Annotated in this window: 24 protein-coding genes and 2 pseudogenes; 13 read left to right on the top strand and 13 right to left on the bottom strand. The window is 69.1% G+C overall.

Annotated features, from left to right (window positions below):
* Window positions 1-254 precede the first annotated feature (254 nt).
* From ACGFWI_RS34445 to ACGFWI_RS34420, 6 genes are all read left to right on the top strand, one after another.
* Window positions 255-1,034 carry an SDR family oxidoreductase gene (locus tag ACGFWI_RS34445; RefSeq protein WP_393909980.1) on the top strand — a complete coding sequence of 260 codons (780 nt, stop codon included), beginning with the start codon at window positions 255-257 and terminating at the stop codon, window positions 1,032-1,034.
* A gap of 313 nt (window positions 1,035-1,347) precedes the next feature.
* Window positions 1,348-1,917: a dihydrofolate reductase family protein gene (locus ACGFWI_RS34440; RefSeq protein ID WP_393909979.1), complete on the top strand. Its 570-nt coding sequence runs from the start codon at window positions 1,348-1,350 to the stop codon at window positions 1,915-1,917.
* A gap of 8 nt (window positions 1,918-1,925) precedes the next feature.
* Window positions 1,926-2,867 (top strand): GNAT family N-acetyltransferase, encoded by a 942-nt coding sequence (locus ACGFWI_RS34435; protein ID WP_393909978.1) that lies wholly within the window; start codon window positions 1,926-1,928, stop codon window positions 2,865-2,867.
* 124 nt (window positions 2,868-2,991) lie between these two features.
* Complete coding sequence (locus ACGFWI_RS34430) at window positions 2,992-3,885, top strand: virginiamycin B lyase (RefSeq protein ID WP_393909977.1); 894 nt, start codon at window positions 2,992-2,994, stop codon at window positions 3,883-3,885.
* A gap of 54 nt (window positions 3,886-3,939) precedes the next feature.
* Window positions 3,940-4,299: a YciI family protein gene (locus tag ACGFWI_RS34425; RefSeq protein ID WP_393909976.1), complete on the top strand. Its 360-nt coding sequence runs from the start codon at window positions 3,940-3,942 to the stop codon at window positions 4,297-4,299.
* An 83-nt stretch (window positions 4,300-4,382) separates the two neighbouring features.
* Window positions 4,383-7,067, top strand: a complete 2,685-nt coding sequence (locus ACGFWI_RS34420; protein ID WP_393909975.1) for an ATP-binding protein — start codon at window positions 4,383-4,385, stop codon at window positions 7,065-7,067.
* A gap of 208 nt (window positions 7,068-7,275) precedes the next feature.
* Here the strand turns inward: ACGFWI_RS34420 and ACGFWI_RS34415 are convergent, their stop codons facing one another.
* The 3 genes from ACGFWI_RS34415 to ACGFWI_RS34405 form a co-directional block, all read right to left on the bottom strand.
* The gene (locus ACGFWI_RS34415) at window positions 7,276-8,118 is read right to left on the bottom strand and encodes an IS5 family transposase (protein WP_393909974.1); all 843 of its coding nucleotides are present in this window, start codon (window positions 8,116-8,118) and stop codon (window positions 7,276-7,278) included.
* 92 nt (window positions 8,119-8,210) lie between these two features.
* Window positions 8,211-8,411 (bottom strand): hypothetical protein, encoded by a 201-nt coding sequence (locus ACGFWI_RS34410; RefSeq protein ID WP_393909973.1) that lies wholly within the window; start codon window positions 8,409-8,411, stop codon window positions 8,211-8,213.
* An 89-nt stretch (window positions 8,412-8,500) separates the two neighbouring features.
* A complete protein-coding gene (locus tag ACGFWI_RS34405; protein ID WP_393909972.1) occupies window positions 8,501-9,262 on the bottom strand; it encodes a MerR family transcriptional regulator in 762 nt (253 codons plus the stop codon).
* 741 nt (window positions 9,263-10,003) lie between these two features.
* Here ACGFWI_RS34405 and ACGFWI_RS34400 point away from each other — a divergent pair.
* Window positions 10,004-10,417 carry a RidA family protein gene (locus ACGFWI_RS34400; protein ID WP_393910001.1) on the top strand — a complete coding sequence of 138 codons (414 nt, stop codon included), beginning with the start codon at window positions 10,004-10,006 and terminating at the stop codon, window positions 10,415-10,417.
* A 265-nt stretch (window positions 10,418-10,682) separates the two neighbouring features.
* Here the strand turns inward: ACGFWI_RS34400 and ACGFWI_RS34395 are convergent, their stop codons facing one another.
* Window positions 10,683-11,483, bottom strand: a complete 801-nt coding sequence (locus ACGFWI_RS34395) for an alpha/beta fold hydrolase (protein ID WP_393909971.1) — start codon at window positions 11,481-11,483, stop codon at window positions 10,683-10,685.
* A 99-nt stretch (window positions 11,484-11,582) separates the two neighbouring features.
* Between ACGFWI_RS34395 and ACGFWI_RS34390 the strand changes: the two genes are divergently transcribed.
* Together ACGFWI_RS34390 and ACGFWI_RS34385 are read left to right on the top strand one after the other, a co-directional pair.
* Entirely contained in the window at window positions 11,583-12,113 is a 531-nt protein-coding gene (locus ACGFWI_RS34390; RefSeq protein WP_393909970.1) for a PadR family transcriptional regulator, read from the top strand.
* An 88-nt stretch (window positions 12,114-12,201) separates the two neighbouring features.
* Window positions 12,202-12,572, top strand: a pseudogene (locus tag ACGFWI_RS34385) (SDR family NAD(P)-dependent oxidoreductase); the annotation flags it as partial.
* 260 nt (window positions 12,573-12,832) lie between these two features.
* Here the strand turns inward: ACGFWI_RS34385 and ACGFWI_RS34380 are convergent.
* Window positions 12,833-14,713, bottom strand: coding sequence for a transketolase (locus ACGFWI_RS34380; protein ID WP_393909969.1), 1,881 nt, complete (start codon window positions 14,711-14,713; stop codon window positions 12,833-12,835).
* A gap of 474 nt (window positions 14,714-15,187) precedes the next feature.
* A complete protein-coding gene (locus tag ACGFWI_RS34375) occupies window positions 15,188-15,754 on the bottom strand; it encodes a TetR family transcriptional regulator (RefSeq protein ID WP_393909968.1) in 567 nt (188 codons plus the stop codon).
* Between the two features lie 85 nt (window positions 15,755-15,839).
* Between ACGFWI_RS34375 and ACGFWI_RS34370 the strand changes: the two genes are divergently transcribed.
* A complete protein-coding gene (locus ACGFWI_RS34370; RefSeq protein WP_393909967.1) occupies window positions 15,840-16,763 on the top strand; it encodes an SDR family oxidoreductase in 924 nt (307 codons plus the stop codon).
* Between the two features lie 239 nt (window positions 16,764-17,002).
* Here the strand turns inward: ACGFWI_RS34370 and ACGFWI_RS34365 are convergent, their stop codons facing one another.
* From ACGFWI_RS34365 to ACGFWI_RS34355, 3 genes are all read right to left on the bottom strand, one after another.
* A complete protein-coding gene (locus tag ACGFWI_RS34365) occupies window positions 17,003-17,884 on the bottom strand; it encodes a helix-turn-helix domain-containing protein (protein WP_393909966.1) in 882 nt (293 codons plus the stop codon).
* A gap of 152 nt (window positions 17,885-18,036) precedes the next feature.
* Entirely contained in the window at window positions 18,037-19,038 is a 1,002-nt protein-coding gene (locus ACGFWI_RS34360) for a teichoic acid biosynthesis protein C (RefSeq protein WP_393909965.1), read from the bottom strand.
* A 109-nt stretch (window positions 19,039-19,147) separates the two neighbouring features.
* Window positions 19,148-19,543, bottom strand: coding sequence for an SH3 domain-containing protein (locus ACGFWI_RS34355; protein ID WP_393909964.1), 396 nt, complete (start codon window positions 19,541-19,543; stop codon window positions 19,148-19,150).
* Window positions 19,544-20,320: 777 nt separating this feature from the next.
* Here ACGFWI_RS34355 and ACGFWI_RS34350 point away from each other — a divergent pair.
* Complete coding sequence (locus ACGFWI_RS34350) at window positions 20,321-21,454, top strand: PP2C family protein-serine/threonine phosphatase (protein ID WP_393909963.1); 1,134 nt, start codon at window positions 20,321-20,323, stop codon at window positions 21,452-21,454.
* 92 nt (window positions 21,455-21,546) lie between these two features.
* Here ACGFWI_RS34350 and ACGFWI_RS34345 read toward each other — a convergent pair whose 3' ends face one another.
* From ACGFWI_RS34345 to ACGFWI_RS34335, 3 genes and pseudogenes are all read right to left on the bottom strand, one after another.
* Window positions 21,547-21,903 carry a hypothetical protein gene (locus tag ACGFWI_RS34345; RefSeq protein WP_393909962.1) on the bottom strand — a complete coding sequence of 119 codons (357 nt, stop codon included), beginning with the start codon at window positions 21,901-21,903 and terminating at the stop codon, window positions 21,547-21,549.
* Window positions 21,878-22,213, bottom strand: coding sequence for a GDSL-type esterase/lipase family protein (locus ACGFWI_RS34340; RefSeq protein ID WP_393909961.1), 336 nt, complete (start codon window positions 22,211-22,213; stop codon window positions 21,878-21,880). Before ACGFWI_RS34340 ends, ACGFWI_RS34345 begins: the two co-directional genes overlap by 26 nt.
* Before the next feature lie 170 nt (window positions 22,214-22,383).
* Window positions 22,384-23,352 (bottom strand): annotated as a pseudogene (locus tag ACGFWI_RS34335) (IS5 family transposase).
* Between the two features lie 95 nt (window positions 23,353-23,447).
* On the opposite strand from ACGFWI_RS34335, the gene ACGFWI_RS34330 reads away from it, so the two are divergent.
* Window positions 23,448-23,888, top strand: a complete 441-nt coding sequence (locus ACGFWI_RS34330) for a hypothetical protein (protein WP_393909960.1) — start codon at window positions 23,448-23,450, stop codon at window positions 23,886-23,888.
* Window positions 23,889-24,033: 145 nt separating this feature from the next.
* A complete protein-coding gene (locus ACGFWI_RS34325) occupies window positions 24,034-24,816 on the top strand; it encodes a hypothetical protein (RefSeq protein ID WP_393909959.1) in 783 nt (260 codons plus the stop codon).
* Between the two features lie 270 nt (window positions 24,817-25,086).
* On the opposite strand, the gene ACGFWI_RS34320 is transcribed toward ACGFWI_RS34325, so the two are convergent.
* Window positions 25,087-26,604, bottom strand: a complete 1,518-nt coding sequence (locus ACGFWI_RS34320) for an FAD-dependent oxidoreductase (RefSeq protein WP_393909958.1) — start codon at window positions 26,602-26,604, stop codon at window positions 25,087-25,089.
* Window positions 26,605-26,678: the final 74 nt, after the last annotated feature.

Here is a 26,678-nt window from a genome sequence, read left to right as displayed (position 1 = left end):
TGTCGCCGGCAGCATCTCGTCGCCCGCACGCAGAGCGAGCTCCCCGTCAACCGCCCTGGAATGCGCTCACCACGCTCGCCGACGACGACGCGGGGGGCTCGACTTTCCCAGGAACAGCAGGCAGCTGGTTGGCCGGCGGGCGATCAGCGACCCGAAGCGCGACAATAGGAGAGGTGATCCCCGGAGGTACGGATGACGGGCAGCGGACGGAACCACGCCTGCGACGAGACCGTCCTCGGCGGCGGAGTTCCGTCATGACAGCCGAATCCGGCGCTCCCGGCGCTCCCGGCGCTCCCGGCACTCACCGCCGGCCTGGCCTCGCCGAACAGACCGTCGTGGTGATCGGCGCCAGCTCCGGTATCGGACTCGAAACCGCCCGGCAGGTACGCGCAGACGGTGGTCAGGTGGTCCTGGTCGGCCGCAACCCCGAACGGCTGGAGCACGCTGCGCAGGAGATCCATCCGCTGAGCACGGCGGCGTTCGACGCCACCGACACCGACCGCCTCAAGCAGTTCTTCCAGGATCTGCCCGGCCCGGTCGACCACGTGATGGTCACAGCCGGCAGCCCCTCCTACCTGCCCCTGGCGAACCTGGATGTCGCTGCTGCCCGCCGTGAGTGCGGCGAGCGTCTCGCCATGACACTGGGGGTCGCTCTCTACAGCCGTGACAAGGTCCGGGACGGAGGCACGCTGCTGTTCATGGGCGGCACCGGCGGACGGCGCCCCGGTGTCGGTCTGGCCGTCGTGTCCGCGCTCACCGCAGCTCTGCCCGCCCTCATCGCCAACCTGGCGCTCGAACTGGCGCCGATCCGGGTGAACCTCATCGCCGCGGGATTCGTCGACACGTCCCTGTCGGCCTCGCTCCTGGGCGACCAACTCGACGCCCGGCGCGAGGAGTTGCGTGCCACGCTTCCCATCCGACGGGTCGTCGGCCCGGCCGACGTCGCCGCTCTGGCCGTACACATCATGTGCAACGACGCCCTCACCGGCGGAACGTACGACATCGACGGCGGCCAGCAGCTCCTCTCCCACTGACTGCTAATCGCTGTCCCGTAAATGATCTACGCCATGCCAGTTGACCAGCTTGGTTTCCGTCAGCCGGCGAGGCTGAGGTTGTGGAGTCGGGCGATGCCGGGGATCGGGAGGCGTGGGAGAAGGGGCGCCCTGACACCCCGGCCCGCCGGTACCGACCCCGACACCCCGGCCCGCCGGTACCGATCCCGACACCGCTACCGATGCCGTCCCGGGCGAGGCGGGTCACGTTACGTCGCGATGACCGATGCCCTCCTGAATCGGGGTGCCTAGTGTCATCTTGTCCCTGGTGGCAACGGATCGGAATCGGACCCGCATGCGTCTGCTCACGTACCTCGTCGGCTGCAGTGTCGACGGCTTCACCGCCGGTCCTGACGGACAGTTCGACCCCTTCGGCTTCGACGGCGATCTCAAGGCCGCCGTTCTGGCCGAGTACCCCGAGACCGTCCCGGACCATGCCCGCAGGCCGCTGGGCGTCGTCAGCACGGCGAACAGATTGTTCGACACGGTCGTCATGGGGCGCGATGTCTACGAATCCGCTCGGGCGGCCGGCGCCGACAGCCCGTATCCCTGGCTGCGGCAGTACGTGGTCTCCTCGTCCCTGAAACGGCCCGCGTCAGGCGTCGATGTCGTCGCCGGGGAACCGGCGGAGTTCGTCCGCGGGCTGAAGCGGCGGCCCGGCATGGGCATCTGGCTGTGCGGCGGCCCGGCGCTGGCCGGGCGCTTGCTGCGCGAGGTCGACAAGCTCGTGGTCCACCGCCACCCGGTGGTGTTCGGGGCCGGCGTTCCGCTGTTCCACGCGGCATTCGACCCCGCCGCCTTCACGCTGACCGACCTCCGGGTCTTCGCCACCGGCGCGACTGTCACTACGTACACCAAGCAGTAGGAGCACACGTGTTGTTTCGCCCCACGGCCGAGGCCGATCAAGAGCGTGTCGCAGCAGTCATCGTGGATGAACCGGTGGGCTGGATCGACGCCGACCGCTACCTGGACGAGTTGAAGCAGGGGATGTACCGGCAGGAGTGGACCTGGATCGCCGAGGACGACGGGCGGATCGTGGGCCGTTCCTTGTGGTGGGGGCAGCAGGACAGCGCTCATCCCGTCGCCCTGGACTGTCTGCAAGTCGACCCGACGCTCCCCGACCGCGCGGAGGTGGCGGCCAGGCTGCTGACCGCCGCGCTGCGGGCGTTCGCCGACGCCGGTGCACCCAAAACTCCGCTGTACAACCTGACGCTGCCCGTCGGCTGGCGCGACGCCCCGGCCGCGGTGGCCGCCGTGGAGTGGCGGCGCCGGGCCGCCATGGCAGCGGGCCTCACGCACGAGGTGGAACGGCTGCGCCTGCAATGGACGGCCGACGTCGGCGTCCCCGCGTCCAGGGGCCGGCTGACGTTCGCCCCCGCTTCGGACGAGGAGTTCCTCCGGCTGTTCCGTCGGATAGCCGTCGGCAGCCTGGACGACGAGACCCGCAGGAACATCGCCGTCAAGGGCCCCGACGCCACGGCCAGGGACGAGATGGACTTCTATCTCGGCTGCCCCGGTCGGCGCGAGTGGTGGCGCGTGGCACACACCCCGGACGGACAGGTCGCTGGCCTCGCCCTCCCCTCCGCGACACCGTATGCCCGCAACGTGGGCTACCTGGGCGTCGTCCCCGAGTTCCGCGGCCATGGGTACGTGGACGACCTCCTCACCGAGATCACCCTCCTCCACGCGGAATCCGGTGCCGAACTGATCACAGCCACCACGGACACCGGCAACGCCCCCATGGCCGCGGCCTTCGCCCGCGCCGGCTACCGGACTTCGGAGATCCGCATGCTGTATTCGGCGCCGGTGGCGTAGGGCGGAGAGACGGAGGCCCCTTCGCCCGAGGGAGACGGACGGTTGATGAAGGGCGGCAGCGGGCGCGCCGTATGAAGAGAGCCATGAGCCGTATGAGCCGTATGAAGAAAGGAGAGCCGGTCTGATGCCGGTTTTCATCGAAGAGTTCACCTTGGCCGAGAGCGACAGCGGTCCCTACGCGCTCACCACGGGCCCGGACGGGGCGCTGTGGTTCACGCTGGTGCACAGCGGGGGCATCGGGCGCTTCGTGCCCGGAGGGGTACTCACGCACCATCAACTCGATCCGGAGTGCGGGCCGACGATCATCGCTGTCGGGCCGGACGACGCCTTGTGGTTCACCGAGCACCGGGCGCACCGCATCGGCCGGATCACCCTCGACGGCAAGGCCGAGGAATTCACCGTACCGACTGCGGAGTGCGGTCCGTTCGGAATCGCCGCCGGGCCGGACGGAGCGCTGTGGTTCACCGAGACCGCCGCCGACCGGATCGGCAGGATCACCACCGACGGCCGGGTGACCGAGTTCCCGCTGCCGACCACGGGGGCCTACCCCTCCGCGATCACCGCGGGCGCCGACGACGGGATGTGGTTCACCCTGAACCAGGCCGACGCGATCGGGCGGATCGGCATGGACGGAGCCATCACTCTGCACCCGTTGCCGACCAGGTCCGCCGCGCCGGTGGGCATCGCGGCCGGGCACGACGGGGCGGTCTGGTTCGTCGAGATCGGTGCAGGGCAGATCGGGCGGATCACTCCCGACGGCGGGATCACCGAGTTCCCGCTGCCCGACCGCATGTCCCGGCCGCATGCCATCACCCCCGGCAGCGACGGCACGTTGTGGTTCACCGAGTGGGCCGGCAACCGGGTGGGCTCCCTCACCCCCGACGGCACTGTCACCGTGCACGACCTGCCGACCCCGGGCTCGGAGCCGCACGGGATCGCCCTGGGCCCGGACGGAGCTCTGTGGACAGCGCTGGAAATCGGCGCACTCGCCCGCGTCGGCGTCCGTGACCGCACGTAACGAAGCAACGAAGCAACGCAGCAACGAACAACGAGGCAACGAAAGGGAACGCTCATGAAGTACGCACTTGTGATCTTCGAGACCGATGAGTCGCGCCACCGGATCCGGACCGACCGGGCCGCTCACCGAGCGGCCTACGAGACCTGGATCGGCAAGATCGCGGCGGCAGGCAAACTGATCAGTGGCGATGCCCTGGACACCGATTCGGCCTCCGCGACGACCGTGCGCAAGACCACCGAAACCACCGAAGCAGCGCCCGCCACGGTGACCGACGGGCCCGCACACCCCGGCGAGGAGACCCTGGGCGGCTGGTTCATCATCGACGTGGCCGACCGTGCGGAAGCCGTGGAACTCGCCAAGGAGCTCGGCACCTTGGAGACCATCGAGATCCGGCCGGTGCTCCAAGGCGCCTGAGGACAGCCCATTGCGGCATCGCCCCTCCCCCCGACGTACAGTGTCGATCATGATGCTCGGTTGCTGGGCGGGGGGAGCGGACGGTGCAGGGGCGCGCAGAGGAACGACGCCACATTGAACGGATGCTCGCCGACTCTCGGCGCGGAGTGAGCAGTTCACTGCTGCTGCACGGCGAGGCCGGCATCGGCAAGACCACTCTCCTTGAGCATGCGGCCGTCCACGCGGACGGCATGCGCGTGCTGCGGGTCGAGGGCATCGAGTCGGAGATGGAGCTCGCTTTCGGAGGGCTCCATCAGCTCCTCCTGCCGGTGCTCGCTCTACTCGACCGGCTGCCGGGACCGCAGGCCGGGGCTCTGCGTGCCGTCTTCGGCCTGAGCGACGAGCCCGTACGGGACCGTCTCACCCTGGGGCTCGCCACACTGTCGCTGCTGTCCGAGGCGGCCACGGACGACCCCCTGCTGTGCCTGGTCGACGACCTGCAATGGCTCGACCGGCCGTCCGGGGACGCGCTGACCTTTGCCGCCCGGCGGCTGCGGGACGAAGGCATCGTCATGCTCTTCGCCACCCGCGGCACCTCGCCGGAGAGCGGATCGAGGGCGCTGCCGCGCGTACACGTCACCGGCATCGACCGGCGGTCGGCCGTGGCGCTGCTGCCCCGCCTCGCACCCCCGGTCGCCGAGCACATCCTGGACCAGGCGCAGGGAAACCCGCTGGCGCTGCGGGAGTTGGCCGCCGCACTGACCCCGGCGCAGCGCGCCGGACAGCTGGGGCCGCTGGCGCCGGCCGAGGCGCGGCCCGAGCTGCCCCATCAGCTCCAGGATGCGTTCGCACAGCAGATCCGCCGCCTTCCCGACGCGACCCAGCGCACTCTCGCGGTGGCCGCGGCCGACGACACCGGGGACCTTCCCACCGTGCTGGCAGCCGCGGGCCGGCTCGACGGGGAGGTCAGGGATCTGGAGCCCGCCGAGCGTGCCGGACTGGTCTTCGTCTCCGCGCAGAAACTGCGTTTCCGGCACCCCCTCATCCGGTTCGCCGCCTACCAACAGGCCCCGCTGGCCTGGCGGATCGCGGCGCACCGGGCGTTGGCGGCGGACCTGGACGGCGCCCAGCACGCGCACCGGCGCGCCTGGCACCTGGCCGCCGCGACGACCGGCCCGGACGAAGAGGTCGCCGCGGAGTTGGAACGGGTCGCCGAGTGGGCCGGAAGCAGGCAGGCGATGGCGTCCGCGTCCGCGGCGTACGAGCGGGCCGCCCGCCTGACCGCCGATCCGCACCGACACGCCCGCCGCCTGATCACCGCCGCGCAGAAGGCGAGCGAGGCCGGCCAGGACGAACGGTGCCGCGCTCTCACCGACCAGGTGCCACTGCCGTTGCGGGACCCAGGGATGGCGGCGGACTTCGCCCGCGTACGCTCCGTGGTCGAGCTCGGCTACGGCAGCCCCCGCCGGGCCGCCCGCATCCTGGCCGACTGCGCGGACACGATCTCGGCCGACCGCCCCGACAAGCTCGCGCCGCTGCTGACCGATGCCATCCACGCGGCCTTCTGCGCGGGCGACGCACCCCTCATGGTGGAGATCGGCGTCCGCACACCCCATCTGCCGATCCTGGCCGTGCCCGCCCACCTCCTGGCGGGCGACCTTCCCGGCGCGCGCCGGTCCCTGGACACTCTCGTACGGGCCGGACGCCTCGCCGACGTCGGGCTCATGGACCAGTTGGTGACCGCGATCCACTGCCACCTGATGGCCGATCACGCGACCGCGCACGAACTGGCCGCCGCGGCGGTCGCCCACTGCCGCGAGCAGGGCATCGGCGGATGGCTGCCCACCACGCTGCATCTGCGCGCCCAGGTGGAGCTGGCGCTCGGCCGGCTCGACGACGCGCACGCACACGCCACCGAAGCGCTCCGGCTGGCCGACGGCTACGACCTGGACCACCGAGCAGCCCATCTGCGCGCCCTGTTGGCGGTGCTGGCCGCCGTCCAAGGGGAGGAGGCGCAGACCCGGAAAATGGCCGAACAGGCACTGGAGTACGCCCGCCCGCGCGAGGTCGGACGGGGCGCGGCGGAGGCGCTGTGGGCGCTGGGGCTGCTCGACCTCGGCCTCGGGCGGGCGCAGGACGCGCTGCGCCATCTGGAGGCGGCCCGGCAGGCGGCGGGCCACCCCTTCCTGGCCCGGCAGCTGTTGCCGGATCTGATCGAGGCGGCCGTGCGCGCCGGACATCCGGAAGGGGCGCGGGCACCCGCGGACCAGCTCATGACATGGGCGGCCGACCTCGGACAGCTCCACTTCACCGCCCAAGCGCACCGCTGCGCGGCCCTGACCAGCCCGGACACACAGGCCGAGCAGCACTATCTGGCCGCCTTGGACCTACACACCGACGGCAACGCTTTCGATCGGGCGCGCACCCAACTCCTCTACGGCGAATGGCTGCGCCGCTCGCGCCGCAAAATCGACGCCCGCGACCAACTGCGCACCGCACTGAAAACCTTCGATCAGCTGAACGCCCGACCCTGGGCCCACCGCGCTCGCACGGAACTCCAGGCAGCCGGCGAAACCCACGACCCGTCCGACTCCACCGACTCCCCCCTGACCCGCCTGAGCGCCCAGGAGCGCGAAGTCGTCCGCCTCGCGGCCACCGGCGCCACCAACCGCGAGATCGCCACGCACCTGTTCCTGAGCCCACGCACCGTCGGCCACCACCTCTACCGCGCGTTCCCCAAGCTCGGCATCAGCTCCCGAACAGAACTCGCTGACCTGCTCACGCCCTGACGGGCGCAGAAGAACAGGCAGGTCAGGCGCCCTTCCCGACCACAGGCACAAGGTGGGCCGAGCCGGGACGCCGGCTGCGACCGAGAGAGGTCCGCCCGGGGGAACCCGTCTCGTTCCGAGGGCCTGTGCCAAGACCCGTCGACCCAGCGGACGGCGCCGTTCCAAGCAGTGCCCGCCACCGGTCTCTAAGAGAGCCCGGCAGTAGGTGTCACTTGAGTCGCTTGGTGGTGGGGCGGTTGTCCCAGCGATAGAGGGGGGTCGCCCGGCGCATGAGCATTCGCAGTGTGACGATCGCTGCGGACAGGTAGAGGTAGAAGTCCACGATGCGGCTGCGTTTCTCGGTGCAGCGCCGTAGCTTGCCGAAGCCGTTCATCCACGCGTGACTGCGTTCCACCACCCATCTCTTGCCGGCCTGGATCGGGGCAGGGACGCCCTTGCGGGCGATCTCAGCGGTGAAGCCCAGCTCTCCCAGCGCGGCACGGGTCCTGTGGCCGTCGTAGCCACGGTCCAGGCTCACGTTGACATGCTCGGGCAGCTCGCCTACCTGGTTTTTGGCGGCTTCCAGGGTGGGGACCAGCAGCGGGGAGTCGTGGCGGTTGGCCCCGGCCGAGACGATGCCGAGGGGGACGCCGGCGGCTTCAGTTGCCACCGAGCGTTTCAGACCTTGCTTGCCACGGTCCACCGGCGAGCGTCCGGCGGCCTCCCCGCCGGACGGGGCCTTGGTGATGCAGCCGTCCACGGACAGCTCGCCGAGCTCCAGGCCGATCATGCGGTCGTACGCCTCGAGTGCGAGTGCATGGACCTGCTCGGCTCTCCCCAGCTGGGCCCAGTATCTGACGCGGCGTCGAATTGTGCGGTCCGAGCAGCCGGAAGTGGCGATGCGTTCGTAGCCGGAGCCGTGCACCAGCGCGGCGATGACGTGCTCGAAGACCACACGGTCGGGTATGCGCGGGTTGTGGCACCCCAGCGGGTGTGTGTCCACATGCTCGGGCAGCAGCACCGCGAACTGGTCCCACAAGGCTTCGAGCAGGCAGGACGGTAGGACGGGCACAAGTTCTCCGGGAGGGGATGACGCCGACATGTGGTGCCGCCGCGCTCGTCCCGTCCAGCGTCGCCGATGCGACCGGGGCTGCTGGGTTGGGGTCAGCGCGGGTGAAGCTGCCCGGCGGCGGCGGCGGGGACGTCGAGGACGAAGATGTGGCCGATGTCCGCGTCTGCGTAGCCGTAGTCGACGTTTTTCACCCGGAGCTGTTGCGGGGTGGCTTCGACGATCTGGACGGCGACGGGCTCCGGGCGGCCGGGCAGGGACAGCAGCCAGTCCTGGGCCAGATAGCTCAGCCCCATGCGGACAGGGCATCGCCAGGTGGTGGATCAGATCGGGTGGAAGATGCCCGGGGCTGGAGGTCTGCAGCCCTCCAGCAGCCGGTGGCCGGTCAGCTCAGGCGGGCGTCCGCGTAGGCGGCCATCGCGTCCCGCTGGTACGTGGCGAGCCCGGCAGCGACCTGGTCGTAGGCAGCGCGCCACTGCACATCGTCGACATAGGTCCGCCCGAGGGCTTTGAACGCGGCCGCGTTCGGGGTCCACATCCGGCAGATGCCCCGGTACTGGGCATCGACCTCGGCCTGCACCGCCGGGTCGGTCACCGGCGTGCCGGATGCCATGAACTCGGCCATGCGGACCATCGCTGCAGTCGCCTCCCGCTGCAGCCGCGCCTGGTCCTCATCGGTGAGTGTGCCTGCGAACTGCCTCGACTGCTCCCCCTCGTCAGGCCACTGCTCACGGGCGGCCGCCTCGTGTCGGGCGGCATCGAAGCCCTCGAACAGGTTCTCCGGCATGCTGATCTTCGTCATGTCGTGGGTGTCCTTGTCTTCTTCAAGTTCGGCGATGGTGCGGCCGACTGTGGCGGCCAGCACATCCAGCCGCTCCCGCTCCGCCAGCAGCCTGCAGTGGTGCTCGCGCAGCGCGGCCACCTGGTCGACCTGGCTCTCCAGGACCGCTGTGATCTCGCGCAGTCCCAGACCGAGTTCCCGCATCAGCAGGATCTGCTGCAGCCGCAGCAGATCCGCTTCCTCGTAATAGCGGTGGCCGTTGCTCCCGATGTACGCAGGAGCAAGCAGCCCGATCTCGTCGTAGTGCCGCAGCGTCCGGGACGTCACCCCGGACATCCGGGCCACGTCCGCAATGGACCAGGCCATAGCCGTGCCTTTCATCGCCGGGCCGGTCTCTCCGGCCACACCCATGACCGTAGGAGTTGACGCTGCGGAAAGCGCAAGAGGGCCCCGGCACGCAACGCTCTCACCACGCCCAGTAAGCGCAACCACCGACAGGCCCACCGCTCGCCAAACCCAACAATCGCCAACAGCCCCTGTCCGAACCGCCTACTGCCGGGCTCTCTAAGGCTTACGGGGCGGCGCCGTGCTGGTCACAGCCACTCGCTGAGGGCCGCGACGATACGGTCGCTGTGCCGGCGTCCCCGACATCGGCGGATATCAGGGAACTCAAATTCGCGTCGGTGCCGCCTTGTTGGGGCACTTGAACGTCCAGACCACTTGCGACGACGTCGCGCAGCCCCGGACCGCTCGTCGTCGCCCCCGTCCCGGACCGATTCCGGCGCCTCCTCCCCAGCTGGTTCCGGTCCTGGGGTCCGAAAGGTGTCCGGACGAGGCCCGAGGCCCCAGCGTCGCCGCGAGCGCAACAGCCCCGCGCATGCACCACGTCCCACACACTCACCGTGTAGCACGCCGACCCCTTCAACCACTCACCAGACCCTCGACGTATGGGTAAAGGGCGCCAGAACGTCCTCCGAGTAGGTGTGTTTGAACGCCGGCCGTGCGGACTCTGCGGCTGGATGATCTGGGGTGTGGGCGTCTGCCGCATAGAGTGGATCACGATGGGTAATCCGCAATCTGCGATCAGGGAAGTGTGACGTGCCGCGTATGACGCTCCAGCCGCAGGAACTGTTCTCCAGCAGGCCATGGGGCTTCTCCCAGGTCGCGGTCTCCCCACCGGGAAAGATCGTCAACATCGCGGGTCAGGTGGCATGGGACAGCAACCACGAAGTGACGGCGGTGGGGCGGGAGGCGCAGCTTCGCCAGGCGCTGAAGCATGTGTTCATCGCTCTCGAAGCCGTCGGCGGCACCCCGGACGACATCCAGATCCTTCGGCTCTACCTTCCGAACTTTGAGTCCGGTCCCGAGGCTGATCTGATCGGTCGCGTCCTCGTCGATACATTCGGAACGGAGAACCCGCCCCCGTCCTCATGGATCGGAGTGCAGGCTCTGGCGCAGCCGGAATACCTCGTCGAAGTCGAGGCCATGGCGGTCGTACCGGAGGAGAACGGCGCGGGGTGACTGATGCCGTCCGGTCGTGAGGCAGCCGGACGCGCGCGGGCGACGACGTCGTGGTGAGCCCCACGATCGGCGAGGCCGGTAGCAGCAGGCCGGGCAGGTGCTCGGCCGCACCCACGTCCCGCAGTTGCCTTTGATCCCGCGTGCGACCTGGGAGCCGGGTCAACCGGAGCAGGCGTGTCCTGGCGTCCGCGTCGAGGCAGAGGCGCGGTTACGGCGTGTACGTGTATCGAAAGTCGACCTTGGCATGGCGGTCGAGGAGGAGGCGTCACACCGCCCACGGGGCCGTGCGGTCGAGGAATTCCCTTACTGTCGCGCCCAGTTCCGCCTGGTGCGTGATGTAGAAGTCGTGATGCCCGTCGATCGTCACGACTTCTGTGCCAGGTCGGAGACGGACCATCTCCTCCGCGTGCTCGGGCGGGACGACCGGGCTGCGTCCGCCCCGCACCACCATCAGCGGCTGCTTGGCGGCGGTGAAGTCGCCCCACCAGTCGCCTCGGACACCGACCTTGGCGGCATGTACCTCCTCCGCCCGCCACAGGAACCGCCAGCCCTCCGGTTCCTCCACCGCGCTCTCGGTGAAGTGCCGGGGCTCGTCCATAGGCGCGAGTGCGTCCAGCATCGCCCGCATGCTCGGGAAGTGCGTCGGCAGAGCGTGCAGCTGATCTTTGCCGATCGGTGCCCGGTACTCCGCCGGAAAGTCCACCACGACCACGGCCGAGACCAGTTCCGGTCGCCTCGCGGCCAGTTGGTACGCGTTGATGCCGCCGAGTGAGTGTCCGACGATCGCGACGGGGCCGAGTCCGAGGTGTTCGACGAGCGCCGCCGCGTCGGCGACGTAGCCCTCTCGCCCGTAGTCGTCGGGGTGGTCGGAGAGGCCGTGCCCGCGCTGGTCGAGCGCAATGAGCCGGTATTCGGGTCCGAGGTGATCGGCGAGCCCGAGCATGGAGCGGCCGCGCCCATAGGAGCCGTGCAGCGCGAGGACGGGGTGGCCGGTGCCGCCCAGGTCGAGGTAGGCGAGCCGTATGCCGTCCGGGTTGCGGAAGTACTGCGTGGTTGCCGTCGTCATGGCTTTGACTCTAACAGAGGTATCTCTATTAGAGGTATAATTTTGCGCGACTACTCTGGACAGCCACGACGACCGCGAAGTACGCACCTCGGAGGCCCGGTGCTCACCCTCTGCATCCTCGGATTCCTCAACGAGGAACCCCTGCACGCGTACGACCTGCGCGCCCGCATCTCCGGTCTCAGCGGCCATGTGCGCCCCGTGAGCGACGGCGCTCTCTACCCCGCCATCAAGCGTCTGGAAGCCGCCGGGCACCTCACCCGCCACACCGAACCCGGCGAACGCGCCACACCCCGCCAGGTCCTCACCCTCACCGAATCCGGCCGCGCCGAACTCATGCGCCGCCTACGCGAGCCCGCCGACCTTGAGATCACCGACCGCAACTCCTTCTTCATCCTGCTCGCCTTCCTCGGCCGGCTGCCCAACCCCGCCGACCAGGCCCGCGTATTGCGCCGCCGCCTCGCCTTCATGGACGAGCCCGGCAGCTACTTCTACGAGGACGGCCGCCCGCTGCGCGCCCGCGAGATGACCGACCACTTCCGCCGCGGCATGCTCCAACTCGCCAACGCCACCAGCAGGGCCGACCGCGCCTGGCTGGAGCGCACCATCGGAGAGCTGGTGTGCGACGCCTAGGGAACTTGTCGAATGTGCTGGTCACAGCCACTCGTTGAGAGTCGCGACGAGAACGGTCGCCTCGTAGCGGACCGCACGCCTGGCCCGAAACCAGAAGGGCACCTGGCTCGGCATGTAGGCAGCCAGGCCGCTTCTTCGGGCGAGTGGCCACGGGTCGGTGACCAACACCTCTTCGGTGCTGGGGCTGGTGGGCAGCGGTGCAGCCGCTGCGTACACGACGTCCAAGGGCGCTGTGCGTTCGCTGTCGAAGACCGCCGCGGTCGAGTACGCCCGGGACAACGTACGGGTCAACTCCGTGCATCCCGGGGTGCTCACCACACCGATGATCCAGGAGCTGCTGGACGAGCATGGCCATCAGCAGCCGGACATCGTGCGTACCCCCCCATGGCCCGCGCGGGCAGGGCAGGCGAGGTCGCACCGGTGATGCTCTTCCTCGCCGGTGACGAGTCCTCATACGTCCAACCGCGCCCAGGACGACAATGCTCCCGACGTATGGATGCCGTCGGCCAGGGACGCCACCTGCCCCCAGGCCCTCGATCGGGTCGCGCACAGTGCACGAGGGGGTGGCGAAGCCCTGTTCTGACGGCGGGGGAACGTCCAGGGGGCGCGCCGGGCCGCTCGGCGTGCTCTGCCGGCCTCTTCCGGGCCTGCGCCGGGTCCGCCCCGATCCGGCGCAGGCACATTGCTGTCAGGACACAACTCCCGGTGAGACGCGCGGGTCAGCGCGCGATGAGGTCGCGGGCGGTACGGGCGATGTGGGGGTGGGAGATGCCGGCGGCGTCGAGGAGTTCGGTGGGTGTGCCGGAGACGGGCAGGTTGCGGACGGCCAGGTGGGCGATGGCTGGAGCCTGGCGGCGTTCGGCGAGGGCGGACAGGACTGCTTCGCCGAGGCCGCCTTCGGGGTGGTGGTCCTCGACGATGACGAGGGCGTGAGTGTCCCGGGCGGCGCGGGCGAGGGTATCGGCGTCCACGGGTTTGACGGAGTACAGGTCGATGACGCGGGCGCTGATGTTGTCGCTGGCGAGTTGGTCGGCGGCGAGCAGACATTCGTGCAGGGTGACACCGGCGCCGATGAGGGTGACCTGGTCCTGGTCGGTGGCGCGCAATGTCTTGGAGCCGCCGATGGGGAAGGTTTCGACGGCGGTGTAGAGGACGGGGTAGGCGCCTCGGGTCGTGCGGAGGTAGGAGATGCCTTCGAGGTCGGCCATGGCGACGGTCAGGGCTGCGGCGGAGGTGGCGTCGCTGGGGTAGAGCACGGTGGAGCCGTGCACCGCGCGCATCATGGCGAGATCTTCCACGCCCATCTGGGAGGGCCCGTCTGCGCCGATCTCGACGCCGCTGTGGCTGCCCGACAGGGCCAGGGTCACCTGGGAGATCGCGGCCATGCGGATGAAGTCGTGGGCCCGGGTGAGGAATGCGGCGAAGGTCGCGGCGTACGGACGGTAGCCGCGGACGGCCATGGCGACCGCCGAGGCGATCATTTGCTGTTCGGCGATGTAGGTCTGGAAGTAGCGCTCGGGGTGGACCTTGCCGAAGTCCTCGGCGTGGGTGGAATTGCCTACTTCCGCATCCAGGACGACGATGTCGGCGCGTGCGCCGAGTGCAACCAAGGCCTTGCCGAAGGCCACGCGGGTGGCGACCTTGTCGCCGGCCTCGAAGTGCGGCAGTTCGATGGTCACGTCACCCATGGGCTCGCGGGGGTGGGCGTCGGCGGGCGGCCGGGGGCCGCGGACGGTGAGGTGGCGCACGCCGCCCAGTTCGCCGATGGCGCGTTCGGCGAGGTCGTCGGGCAGGGCCTTACCGTGCCAGCCCTCGGCATCGGCGATCTCCGCCACACCCTGGCCTTTGACCGTCCTGGCGACGATGACGGTGGGGGCCTGTCCGTCGGCGGCAGTGGCCAGGGCCTGATCGATGGCTTCGATGTCGTGGCCGTCGATGAGGAGAGCGCGGCAGCCGAAGGCTTCGGCGCGGCGGGCGTAGGCGTCCGTGTCCCAGCCCAGTTCGGTGGGGCCGCATTGACCGAGGCGGTTGACGTCGATGATGGCAATGAAATTGGCCAGCTGGTGGCGGCCGGCCTTGTCCAGGGTCTCCCACACCGAGCCTTCGGCCATCTCGCTGTCTCCGCACAGCACCCATACGCGGTAGGGCTGCTTTTCCAGGTCGCGTCCGGTCAGGGCGATACCCACGCCGTAGGCGATGCCCTGGCCCAGTGAGCCGGTGGCTACGTCCACCCAGGGCAGCACGGGTGTGGGGTGGCCCTGCAGGCGGGCGCCGTTTCGGCGGTAGGTGGTCAGCAGTTCCTGCTCGTCGATGGCTCCGGCGGCGAGGAACATGGAATACAGGAGGGGGGAGGCGTGGCCCTTGGAGAAGATCAGGTGGTCGCCTGTCGAGTTCGTCGGCTGCTGCCAGTCGTAGCGCAGGTGGCGGGCCATCAGGACGGCCATGAGATCGGCAGCGGACATACTGGAGGTGGGGTGGCCCGAGCCGGCCGCGGTGCTGGCGCGCACGGAGTCGACGCGCAGCTGCTGGGCAAGCTCGAAGACCTGGTCCAGATCGCTGTCGGGACCGATCAAACCGGTGGATCCGTGCTCGGCCGTCATCACGGCCTCCTTCCTGCAGAAACGCTGATACCAGGTGCCTGTACCCCGTGACCCGGGTGAGGTCCCGGATGCAGCCGGCTGTACGACCGTTTGCTGAGGCCGACGGCCGTTTCGGGTGCTCCAACGTCCGGGCGTGCTGCCGGTGAGGCGAACGCCCCGCTCTCCGGGTACCCAGATCTACCCGAACCTCTTCGCCGCCCGGCGACTTTCTCCTGGTCGCCGTTGCCCTCGCTCGGCTCACCCCCCGGCGACGCATGTGTCCCCTCTCGCCCCCGTCCTGACCGTCGCCGGGCTGGCGCAGTCCGGGAGCTCCGCGGTCGGTCCGGCCCGGGGCGAGAAGCGGATGCCGCCCCGCCGGACCCTGCGCCGACCTCCACCTCGCCACGGCCTGGCGCCTCCGGGATCACGCCCGGTCCTGACCACCGGTCTGCCGCCCCGTACAGACGGGACTTTGAAGGCAGGCTCTAGCCGGCTCTAGCCGCCCGCAGTCACGGCCTTGAGCTCGTCCAGTGATTCCCGCATCAGCTGCGACATTTCACGTTTCTCGGCCGCCATGATCCAGCGTTCGAAGCCGACCTTGAAGACGGCGAGCCCCGCCTCAGCGGTGAGGCTCGCGGCCGGCTCCGCGACCCCGCGTTGGCGCAGGGTGTCGGCGAGCGCGGCCGACATCGAGGCGAGCTTGATCAGCTCGCGCTCCTGGAGTTCCGCGTTCGCCATGATCACATCCTGCCGCTTCCGCGCGTACTCGCGGCGATCGGCGAAGAATCCGGAGACCGCGTCAAGGCCCACCGCCAGCGCGTCGATCGGCGGCGCGGACTCCGGCGCGTCGGCGACCGCCTGCGCAAACAGCTCCTGCAACTCGCGGGAGCCGGCGAACAGCACTTCGCGCTTGTCGGCGTAGTGCCGGAAGAAGGTCCGCTCCGTGAGCCCGGCCCGCTTGGCGATCTCCGCCACGGTGGTCTGCTCGAACCCGCGCTCGCTGTAGAGCTCCAACGCGGCTTTCGCCAGGCGCCCGCCTGCGTTCGGCTCCCATCTACCCATGCGCAGATCCTACGTGATGACAGCGGCTGACATCGGGTGTAGCGTCGATGACAGTGACTGACATCAACTGTTTGGAGTTCCACCCATGCGCATCTTTGTGACCGGCGCGTCCGGCTGGATCGGCTCCGCCGTCGTTCCCGAGCTCATCGACGCGGGGCACCAGGTCGTCGGGCTCGCCCGCTCCGACGCCTCCGCCGCCGCACTCACCGCGGCCGGGGCGGAGGTCCTCCGCGGCACCGTCGACGACCTTGACGTCCTGCGGGGCGCTGCCGCCGCCTCGGACGGGGTGATCCACCTCGCCTTCAAGCACGACATCGCGTTCACCGGCGACTTCCAAGGCGCCGCCGAGGCCGACCGCCGCGCCGTCGACACCTTCGGCGACGCGCTCGCCGGCACCGACCGCCCCTTCGTCCTCGCCTCCGGCCTGGTCGGCCTCGCGCCCGGACGGGTGGCGATCGAGCGGGACATGCCGACGATCGACGGCTCGCCGCTCTCGATCCGGTCGGCCACCGCCCAGGCGGTGCTTGCGCTCGCCTCGCGCGGCGTGCGCTCATCCGTGGTGCGTCTCTCTCCCACCTGCCACGGCGAAGGTGACCACGGTTTTATGGCGACCCTGGCCGCCATTGCCCGTGCCGAGGGCGTCTCCGGCTACCTCGGCGACGGCGCCAACCGCTGGCCGGCCGTCCACCGCCTCGACGCGGCACGGCTGTTCCGCCTGGCGGTCGAGAAGGCTCCCGCCGGATCGGTGCTGCACGGCGTCGCGGAGGAGGGCGTCGCGATCCGCGACATCGCGCAGGTGATCGGCCGTCACCTCGACGTGCCGGTGACCTCCGTGGCTCCCGAGGCCGCGGCCGAGCACTTCGCCTGGCTGGGCGCCTTCCTCGGTGCCGACACCCCGGCATCGAACACCCTGACCCGCGAACTGCTGGGCTGGGAGCCGATCCACCCCGGCCTCCTCGCGGACATCGAGGAGGGCCACTACTTCCACGCCCCTGCCACTACCGCCTGACCGGCCGCGGAGACGCCGGCTGTGTGGTGCATCGAGTCTCACGCGGACAGCGTTTCCACAGGGGCGTCGAGCTGACTGGATGGCGCATCGGAAGGGGCGCCTCCGGGCGGACCGGGCGCGGCTTCGAGGTCTGACCCGGATCGGCGACCAGATCGACGGCGGCCACACTGCCCATGGCCGCCTCCGCACGGCGACGGACAACAGGCAGCGGCTCGCCTGTCCATCATCGGTCGGTGACCTCAATGCATCACCCGTTCAAGGAACTTGGGGCCAGGAAAGTCATCACCGTCCTTGGGGCGAGCCCGGCTCGTCAGCTCGATGGCGCCCGTGCACGCCACCCGGTCCGCCACCTTCGCGCACGCCACGGCCTGCCGCAGATCCGACGTGGCCAGCATGGGGCTGACGGCAAGTCCCTCACGGCCGTCGGGGTGGGAGGTGAGCCGCGCGTCACGGCCGACCCAGATCGAGACCTTCTGTGCGCCGCCGGAGCGCGGCAGCACCTCCGACCAGACGGTGCCGCACGACGGGCTGAACCGGAGCCGCACGGTGTAGGTGGTGTCCACGATGGCGCTCTCGGCGCGCGCGTCGCGATTGCAGCCGAGCCGCCACGGGTACCGCCCCTGGCATCGGTGGCCGTGGCACGCATGGGACGCGTCCCGGTCCGTCCGCGCGGCACGTGCGGGAATCTCCACGATCGAGGCCGCCGCTCCCATGGTTGCCACCAGTGCCGTCAGCGCCACCAGCGCTCCGGCGGTCCGCAGCGCCCCGGCGCTTTGCACCACCTTTCCGGCCCGCCCGGTCCGTTCCGCCACGACGGGAGCCGTGGGCGGCTCGGACGGGTCGGCCACGGGGGCGGTGCGGGCGAGGTGCGCGGCGTCGTACACCGCGAGCAGCCGTTCCTGATCCGCGCCTGCCACGTGGCCGAGCGCCTCGACCGCGCTTCGCGGCGGCAGCTTCTCGCCGTTGAGATAGCGGTGCCAGGCGGACTTGCTGTACGGGGTTTTCCTGGCCAGCCCGTCCAGGCTCAGCCCGGTCCGTTCCTTGAGTACGCGCAACTCCTCCGCCAGACGTTGCGCGGCGGAATCGAGCGTGTCGGGCAGCGGCCGCCAGTGGGACACCATGTGCGCTTCCCCTTACCACCCTGCTTCCGACCCGGGAGGGGCCGCATCAGCGGCCCCGACCGGCGATCCGGGGGTCTGTTTCCTCCCGGATGGCGGAATGTGTACCCACTCGCGGCGGCCGATGACACCCCGCACGCACCGAACGGAACATGTCAGCTGAGCGCTTTGTCATACAGTCGGAAACCGCGACCGCCCGCCGGACCTTCGACGAACCCCAGGCACAGTCGCGGCGTGCCGTCACTCCGCAGCACGGCCAGGCCTTCCGGCTCGCGCGGCGACAGGCCCGGAGCCGTCCGCTCCAGGTGCTGCCACACCACACGTCCGGTCCGTAGATCGATGCGGTACAACCGGGTGTTCCCACCCGAGGCCGCCGGATTCCCCGTTCCGTACGCACTGCCCAGGAGCTGGTAGGCGTAATTGCCGTACAGGGCCATGCCCTGGAAGGGCAGCCCCAGTTCGGCGCCCGGCTGGGCGAAGTCGGTCAGCGGAAGGAACCAACCGGCCCGGAACCGGTCCAGGTCGTACAGGGCGAACCTCGGTATACCGTCCCTCTTGTACCGCAGCAGCAGTTGTCGGTGCGTCACATCAAGGGCAGGGAAGTTGCTGGTGGAGCCGATGACGGGGTGGTACGTGCCGAGCTCGCCGCTGCCGCGTTCCAGCACCTGACCGTCCGTGAAACGGAAGCGGCACACCCCACGCCCGTAGCCGGATGACGGGTTGGCATCCCACTCCGTCCACAGCGTGACGCCGTCCGCGGATTCCTCCAGCCCGATCGAGCCTCCGTGGCCAAAGCCCTTCAGATACATGTGGCCGGCCGCGGAGCCGTCAAGGGTGAGCCGGTTCAGACACAGATCACCGTTCCTGACACGTTCCGCGTGGGGCGCGGCCGTCTCCTCGCCCGCCAGCCGGATTCCGCCCGCCACCAGCTGCAGGGCGTAGAGATGACCTTGCCGTTCGTCGACGGCGAACGACTGCAGCACCGTGGTGTGCCGCAGCCGCCCGGCGAGGAACGGCCGGCCCGCCGCGGACAGGGTGGGCAGCTTCCGGCTCGGTGCCGGTGCCGCCCGCGCCCACTGTGCCGGCACCACGGCAGCCGCCGCCGCGATCACCCCGAGGCCGCACACGGCCCTGCGTCCCGGTCGTGGCTCCTGCATGTCTCTGACCATCAAGCGCTCCAAGAACTCGGACCGGCTGCCCGTCCGCTCGCCCCCTCGAACGGACGGGCAGCCAGAGGTCATTGCGGCGTCACCACGGAAGCCGGCATCAGTTGCCGAGGAAGCGGCACCACGGGACGGCGCGGAAGGCGTGGACGTAGTGGGCGGAGACATAACCCCGGTGGTGCGAGAGCTTGTACCAGCGCTCATTGCCCCGCACCGTGCTGCCGTTGGTCTTGCACACGAGGGACCGCACGCGGCCGGCGCGTACGGTGTCGACCACGCGGTAGGCGGTGCCCGGACCCGAACGGACATTCAGGTTGATGTCGTTCGGGGTCACCACGCGGCCGTACGCATGAGTGGTCCTCATCGTCGCCGTGCTCTGGTACGCGGAGTGCCAGCCGGGGGCGGGGTCCGGACAGGAGTCGGCGAACGCCACCGCGGGGACCATGGCGAGAGCGGCGACCGTGGCGACCAGGCCGCTGCGGATCATGCGTCGATTCATCGGATTCTCCTTGAGCGATCTGCAGGTCCACCGGAGCGTGACCCTGCGTCGCTCAGCGTTTCCGACGACTCACGCGATGATGCGTCCCAGCCGTCCCAGGGAGAAAGTGGAACGAGCCGGCCCGCACTCCAGGCACCCGGAAGCCGGCTCCCACCTCCTGCACACCTGCAATCCCACCGCGTACTCCGTGAGCACCCCACGCCGCCCACCAGCCGACAGACCGTCGCCCCCGAACGCGTACGCGGGGACAGGGGCCGCACGGGGTGCTCACGGAGCGGGGAGGGCCGTGGGCGGGCTGTGGCGGCGGGGGCTGTGCCCGCGGCGGCGAAGAGGGGAGACGGGCTCAGGGCGCTGCTGAGGGCGATGAGCCTCTCCTCAAGTTGTGTGGCGGTGCGGTGCTGGTGGCCGCCGGGTCCGTGGCCGTGGGGCTCTGCGACGGCGCGGTCGTCGTCGGTCTCCCACAGGGGCGCGAAGGCGAGCACTCCTTGCGCTGTGTATCGCCGCGGGTGAGTCTCGGTGTCTTCCCGGAGCCTGCGGAGAGCGCGGGCCTCGGTGTCGTAGGCACCGGCGATGCTGACGATGACGGGCCAGTCGGGGTACCGCTCGCCGCTGAGAATGCGCGAGAGGTGGCCGGCGCAGCGCGCGGCCCCTGCAGAGGCTGCGTAGGCTGCGTTGGGAGGCCATTGCCCACATCGAGATGTCGGCCGTTTGGCCCCGTTGGATCGTTACCGTGGCCGCTCCGCTGTCGCGAGCCCACCGGGAGGGCAGAATGGCCTGATGAGGGTGTTGCCGGTGTGGTCACAGGTACGCCGCTGGGTTCCCGCCGTGGTGATCGCTCTCGCGGCGTTGGTGGATCTGCTGACGCCTCCCTCGATGTCGTCCGCTCCGCTGCTGGCCGTGGCGCCGGTGACAGCAGTTTCGCTGCTCAGTCCGGCGGGCATTGTCGGGATCGGCCTTGCCGCGATGGTGGTGCAGACGGGTCTGGCGTTCGTCGACGGAACCTACGACTGGCAGGGCGACGCGGTTGTCCAGATCACGCTGGCGGCCGTCACCGTACTGGCGGTCGGCCTGAACCGGTCCCTGCGCACCCAGCACGTGAGCGCGAACCGTGCGCGCTACGCCGCGGAGGTGGCCCAGCGCGCAGTGCTGCCCAACCCCCCGAGCCGACTGGGGGACCTGCGGATCGCCGCCCGCTATGTACCGGCCGAAGACATGGCGCTGATCGGCGGCGACCTCTACGTGATGCAGGAGACTCCGTTCGGTGTGCGTGCCATGGTCGGCGACGTGAGGGGTAAGGGCCTGTCCGCCGTGACGGCGGTCAGTGTCGACATCGGGGTCTTCCGCTACGCAGCGGACCATGAGCCCGACCTGCCGGCCCTGGTGGATTGCATGGAGGAGGCCCTGTTGCGCGAGGGCCAGCGCAGGGAGGGCCTGGATGCGACCGAGGGATTCACCACTGCCCTGATCGTTGAGTTCGCCGAGGACCTGAGTCAGGTCCACATCGTCAACCGCGGCCATCCCGCCCCTCTGCTGCTGTATGCGGACGGCCAAGCGCGCGTACTGGAGCCGGAGGAGGAAGCACCGCCCCTGGGCATCGCCGCTCTGGGGGGCTGGACATCACCGGTGGAGACGTACTCCTTCCCGCCCGGGGCGATGCTGGTGTGCTTCACCGACGGCGTCACCGAGGCCCGTGACCCGGCCGGCGTCTTCTACGACCCCGCCGACCGCGTCCCCCGCATGATGCAGTCCTACCTGCGCCAGACCGGCCATTCCCCGGAACCCGCGACGGTCCTCGATCTCTTGGCCCGCGACGTCAGCCGCCACAGCGGAGGCGCGCCCCAGGACGACCAGGCCCTCCTCGCACTGCACCGACCCCGGCCGGTGCAGGACCTCCTCGCCCGGCCGCTATGACCGTAGCGACCGGGCCGCCGAGCGCTGCTTCCTCGCCGGTGTGGCTATGTGCTTCGTATTTTCGCAGGTCACGACGTGATCGCGAGGCCCGGTCACGCGACCAGGCGCAGCCAGGCCGCCGCGAGTGCGGCGTGACCGGCCGGCGTCGGGTGTACGCCGTCCGCGGCCCAGTGCTCCGGCCCGGCAGTCGCGGCGAGCTCGGCGAACATGCCGTCGGCGGCGAGCAGATGCGCGCCGTACTTGCGGGCGAGCTTGCGCACGGCCTGGATCTTCGGGTCCAGGTCGGTGCGCCATTCCTCTCGCTCTTTCTCTCCGATGAGCGCGACACCGGCACCGGCCTCGACGACGCCGTGGATCGGCAGGAGAAACGGCTCGATGAGGATCAGCTCCGTGCCGGCCTCGGCGAGGGGCGCGAGCAGGCGGTCATAACCCGCTTCGAACTCCTCCACGGGGATCACGTACCCCTTCGGGTCCAGCGTGTGCCAGCCTGTCGTTGACCCCGACGAGGATCGACATCACGTCCGGGCGCGCGTCGAGTACGTCTGTCTGCCACCGGTTTTCGAGGTCCCTCACCTTATGGCCCGAGATCGCGGAGTTCAGCCAGGTCACGGGCCGGTCCGGGTGCCGGAAGCCCCACTCGCCCGCGACGCGCAGCGGGTAGCCGAGCCCGAGACCGTCTTCGCTCTCCAGCCGTTGGCAGTCGGTGATCGAATCGCCGGTGAACATCACGGTGCTTCCCGGTCGGACAGTGATCGTCATGCGCGCCCCTTGAACTCGGGTGAGGAGAGGAAAGTGAATGAGAACGTTGATATTCCGGCGAATAAAAACGCAGCGGAATGATTTATCGCACCCTTTCCGCGCCCGCAGGAACGAAAAGGGAACGGGGTGGCCGCTAAGGAGAACGGCCTAGGGCCTGTGTGACGTCGTGATCAATCAGGTGCTTTCAGCAGGTCGTTGATCCAGATCATTGAGGCGCGGAGGTGGAGGCCAGCGAGGTAGCTCTCGGGCGTCTTGTCGTATCGAGTCGCGATGCCCCGCCAGGCCTTCAGCTTGTTGATCAGGCGCTCGACGGTGTTCCGCTCCTTGTAGAGACGGCATCGTGACCTGTGGGCCGGCCGCCCCGGCTGCCTTTCCTCTTCCGGTTGGCAGCCTGGTCCTTCTTCTCCGGGATGACGGCCTTGATGTTGCGTTTGCGCAGGTAAGAGCGGTTGGCGCGGGATGAGTAGGCCTTGTCTGCGGCGACAGCCCCAGGCCGGGTCCGGGGGCGGCCGACCGGCAGACGGACCCGCACCTTCTGCAGCACGGGGACGAACTGCGGGCTGTCGGCGGCCTGTCCTGCGGTCAGGACGAACGACAGCGGACGGCACTTGCGGTCCGCGGCGAGATGAATCTTGCTCGTCAGCCCGCCACGGGACCTGCCGAGCAGGGCTTCCTTCAGACGGAGCTTGCGCCGTCGCCTGATGTGCCGCCGCTCTTCCCGGCCGGGGTCGTCGCTTCCGTCCTGTCCGTTCTGTTCCGGCGGGCCGCCCCCTTTTGCCGGGCCCGTTCCTGGTCAGCGGCGGCTTCCTCAAGCGCGTCCATGACCTCCTTGCCGATGCACATCCCAGCGGCGTCGTGGTGGGCCCGGGCGGTGGTGGAGTCCACGCTGACCAGTGACAAGTCCGTCTTAGCAGTGCGGTGAAGACGCCGGCGTCCCTCCAGACCCGGAAGCGGCCGTAGACCGTCGGCCACGGGCCGAACTCGCCCGGCATCTCCCGCCACTGACTGCTGGTGCGAAACCGCCAGATCACTCCCTCGAACTGCTCACGCAGCCGCTCAGGGTATGGACCGTACTCGCCTATCGGCAGGAACGGCTCGATCAACTGCCACTGCTTGTCGGTGAGTTGCCTGCGCGTCACGACTGTCTTCCTACCGGATTCGCAGTCCAGACGGATCCGGATCGGCAAGATTGATCATCCGTGCGGATGAGGGCTTTGGAGCTTAAGGGGTGGGGATGAGTAACAGTGAGATGCCGGAGGCTGAAGTTCGGTCGGCACCGGAGGGTCGCCATCGGGGGCTGAACTACAGCACAGTCTCGGTGCTGGCGGTTGCGCTGCTCGCCGTCGGAGCGTTGGGGGGCTGGTACGTCAGCAGGGAATCCTCCGACCATGGGGAAGCCAGCAGGTGCACGCAGGCCCGTAAAGCGATCAATGACTATGTCGAGCAGTACAAGGACACCGACCCCCAGAGCGGGACGGTGCAGGAACAGGCGCAGGCGCGCCAGGACGCGCGGACAGCACTGAACATCCAGGTGCAAAACCCTGACTGCTTCTCCCCGAAGGAGCGGGCTCAGGCGGAGAGTTGGCTCGATTCGATGGACCAGACAGCCGCGAGGGAGGCGCAGCAGCCGGCGCCCGAACGCACGGGGTGTTTCTGGAATGCCTCCGAGTGCTGACGGGCGCCTTACGCTCAGTCCAAATCTGGCCCGGTTCCCTGAGTGTCGCATATCCGAAAGTGGTGCTCTACTCATAAGGGAGTAGTGCCACCTGCCCCACGCTGGCGTTGGTCAAGGCTGCATCATTGCAGGCAGGAGAAACGTCGTGGCAATCAAATACATCAATCGTCGTCCCTCGCTTGAGGACGTTGCGAGCATAGGGCACGTAGAGACGAAGACTGTAGACCCGAAAAACTCCGCAGCGCAGCAGCTCCTGAGTGTGTATACGGGTTGGATAAGCGTGGGCATGGTGAACCATAATGGCCCGGATAACACCTTTCGGGACCAGATCGTTTCTTTCGTTCCGATCTCTCCCGGGTTTATCGAGACGTTTACGGGTGAGAACCCTCTGCTTGGTGTGACCGTTGCCGTGTCTCCAGCCTCCGTAGCCTTGGATGAATCCAACACCATATTTGCGGTAGACGGTGCTTCAGTTGCCCTGGAAAGGCAGACTGCACTTCCGGGGGTTGCCGGGGATCATCTATTTTGCCTTGTTCTGAGAATGAACGTGGCGATTCAGCAGGGCGAGCTCCTGCGGGTCACATACCAGGTCACTGCGCTTTGGAATGATGTCGAGCAGATCACAGAGACTCCGGCGCTACCCGGGTCTCAGGTCCCAATCCAGAAGCCACTTGAATCTTTGACGGCCGACGCGCAGGCCCTGCACACGTTGACCCGGCGATTGATCGCCGATGGAGACATTGCCCAGGCGCGCGTTGCTGCGCTGGATACGATCCAGGCATTCCGGCAGATCGCTGCCACATCGGGTGCCGACGTAGCCTGGGTCGCCAACAACGTGTTGATCCTCTCCTCGGATCTGGCCACCGCCGGGTTGGCCGGCGAGGCCGCATTGGCACGCGAGGCCGCTGCGGCGATCACGTCGGAATAGGGCGCGGTTTACGTAAGGGGCGGTGTCACCGAGTGGCTCTTCGACATACGGCGGGCCAGCCAGGGCGCACGTCTCTGGAAGGTGGGCTGGGGTGGCCCGTCGGCCATAACCCCGATCTAGACAAAAAACGCGACAGCGTCGAGCGCCCGATCAACAAGCTGAAGGCCTGGCGAGGCATCACTACCCGCCACCTCCGCGGCGCGATGATCTGGATCAAAGACCTGACCAAGACCACCCCTTGATCACGACCAAATACGCGCCCTAGCTGCTTTAGATTTCCGGACCACCGAACCAATGGCCGGCGGCCCGCTCGAACGCTTCACGATCAGGGGTGCGATCACCTGCCCAGGCGACTACGCCGTCGGGTCGGACAAGCACGGCACCCAATCCGAGGTCGTTTTTCGCCGGACCGGCTGCATACCGCATCCGACTTTCCCAGCCCCTCGCTGAACCGCGCAGGCATCGGTCGGTGCTGAAATCGAGCGCGACGCCCCGTCCGTCGCGCATCAGGTCGCCGAGGCGAGTGCCGTTTTCGAGACGAAGGTCCGGGGCGCTGCGGCCGACCAACGGATGCTCGCTGCCAAGGTCGTAACGGATCGACGATCCCGACACCCTCTCGAACACGTAGGTCGTTCCGTCCCGGGTCCCGATCAGGTCGCGAACCAACCCTTGGACCGCCTGGCCATGCGGGTCCGGCCGCATGACCGCCACCTGGGCGCGCGACCAGTCGAGCACCCCTGCGCCGATCGGATGGCGCTCGCGGGTGTAGGTGTCGAGCAGCCCGTCCGGCGCGTAACCGTGCACGGTCGCCGCGAGCTTCCAACCCAGGTTCATGGCGTCACCGATGCCGGTGTTGAGTCCCTGCCCGCCAAGGGGCGAGTGGATGTGAGCGGCGTCGCCCGCGAGCAGGACACGTCCCCGCCGGTAGGTCGTCGTCTGCATCGCCCGATCGGTGAAGCTCGACGCGAGATGCACGTCGCTCAGCGTCACGTCGGTGCCGGATACCCGGCGCAGAACTGCCTGGAGATGGTCGCGAGTCGGCTGCTGCGAGCGATCGAACGCGCCGCCGTCGAAGTCCATCATGCCGATGTGCCCTTCCGAGAGCTGGAGGTACATGCCCGTCGGCGTCAGGTTGATCCCAGAGCGCAGCTTTTCGGAATCGGCGACGGTGGCGTGCATGGTGTAGCCGGTGAACTGCGGCTCGGTGCCGACGAATTCGAAGCCCGCGAGCCCACGCACCGCACTGCGTCCGCCATCGCAGCCGACGACCCAGCGCGCCGCGTACTCGTGCTCGCCGGCTTGCGCGACCGCGCTCTCCTCGTTCTGGGCGATGGCGGAGACCGTCACGCCGTGCCTGATGTCCACGCCGAGCTGGGATGCCTGCTCGGACAGCAGCGTCTCGACCGCTTCGAGGTATGTCAGCATGCCCTCCATCGCCGGGCCGGGAAGCCGGTACGGCAGGGCGGTGACGTCGACCTGAGCCGGATCGAGCACCATGCCGGCGAAATGGCCCACGCCCCGAGGGGGTGACGGCTCGTGCGCGTCGGGGGCCGCGCCGGGATCGTCGTGGACGCCCGATGCGGTCAGCAGCTGGTGCAACATCCCGCGGCGGTAGAACGCCTCGACCGACGCGGGGGACAGGCCCCGCGTCCCGAGCCGCTTCGCCTTGAACGGGGAGTGGGACACCGGCTCCCGCTCAAGCACCAGGACAGAGCAGCCCGCGAGGCCAAGCTCGCAGGCAAGGAACAGACCAACCGGGCCGGCGCCCACGATCACTACGTCATGCACGAGAGATTCCCTTCCCCAACCCACAGCCGGATGGGCACCCGGCAGGACCTCTCGAAAGGTGCCGGACCCCACCG

The organism is Streptomyces sp. NPDC048434 (genome assembly GCF_043200375.1).
In the GTDB taxonomy this organism is placed as follows: Bacteria; Actinomycetota; Actinomycetes; order Streptomycetales; family Streptomycetaceae; genus Streptomyces.
This window is presented reverse-complemented; position numbering and strand designations above follow the sequence as displayed.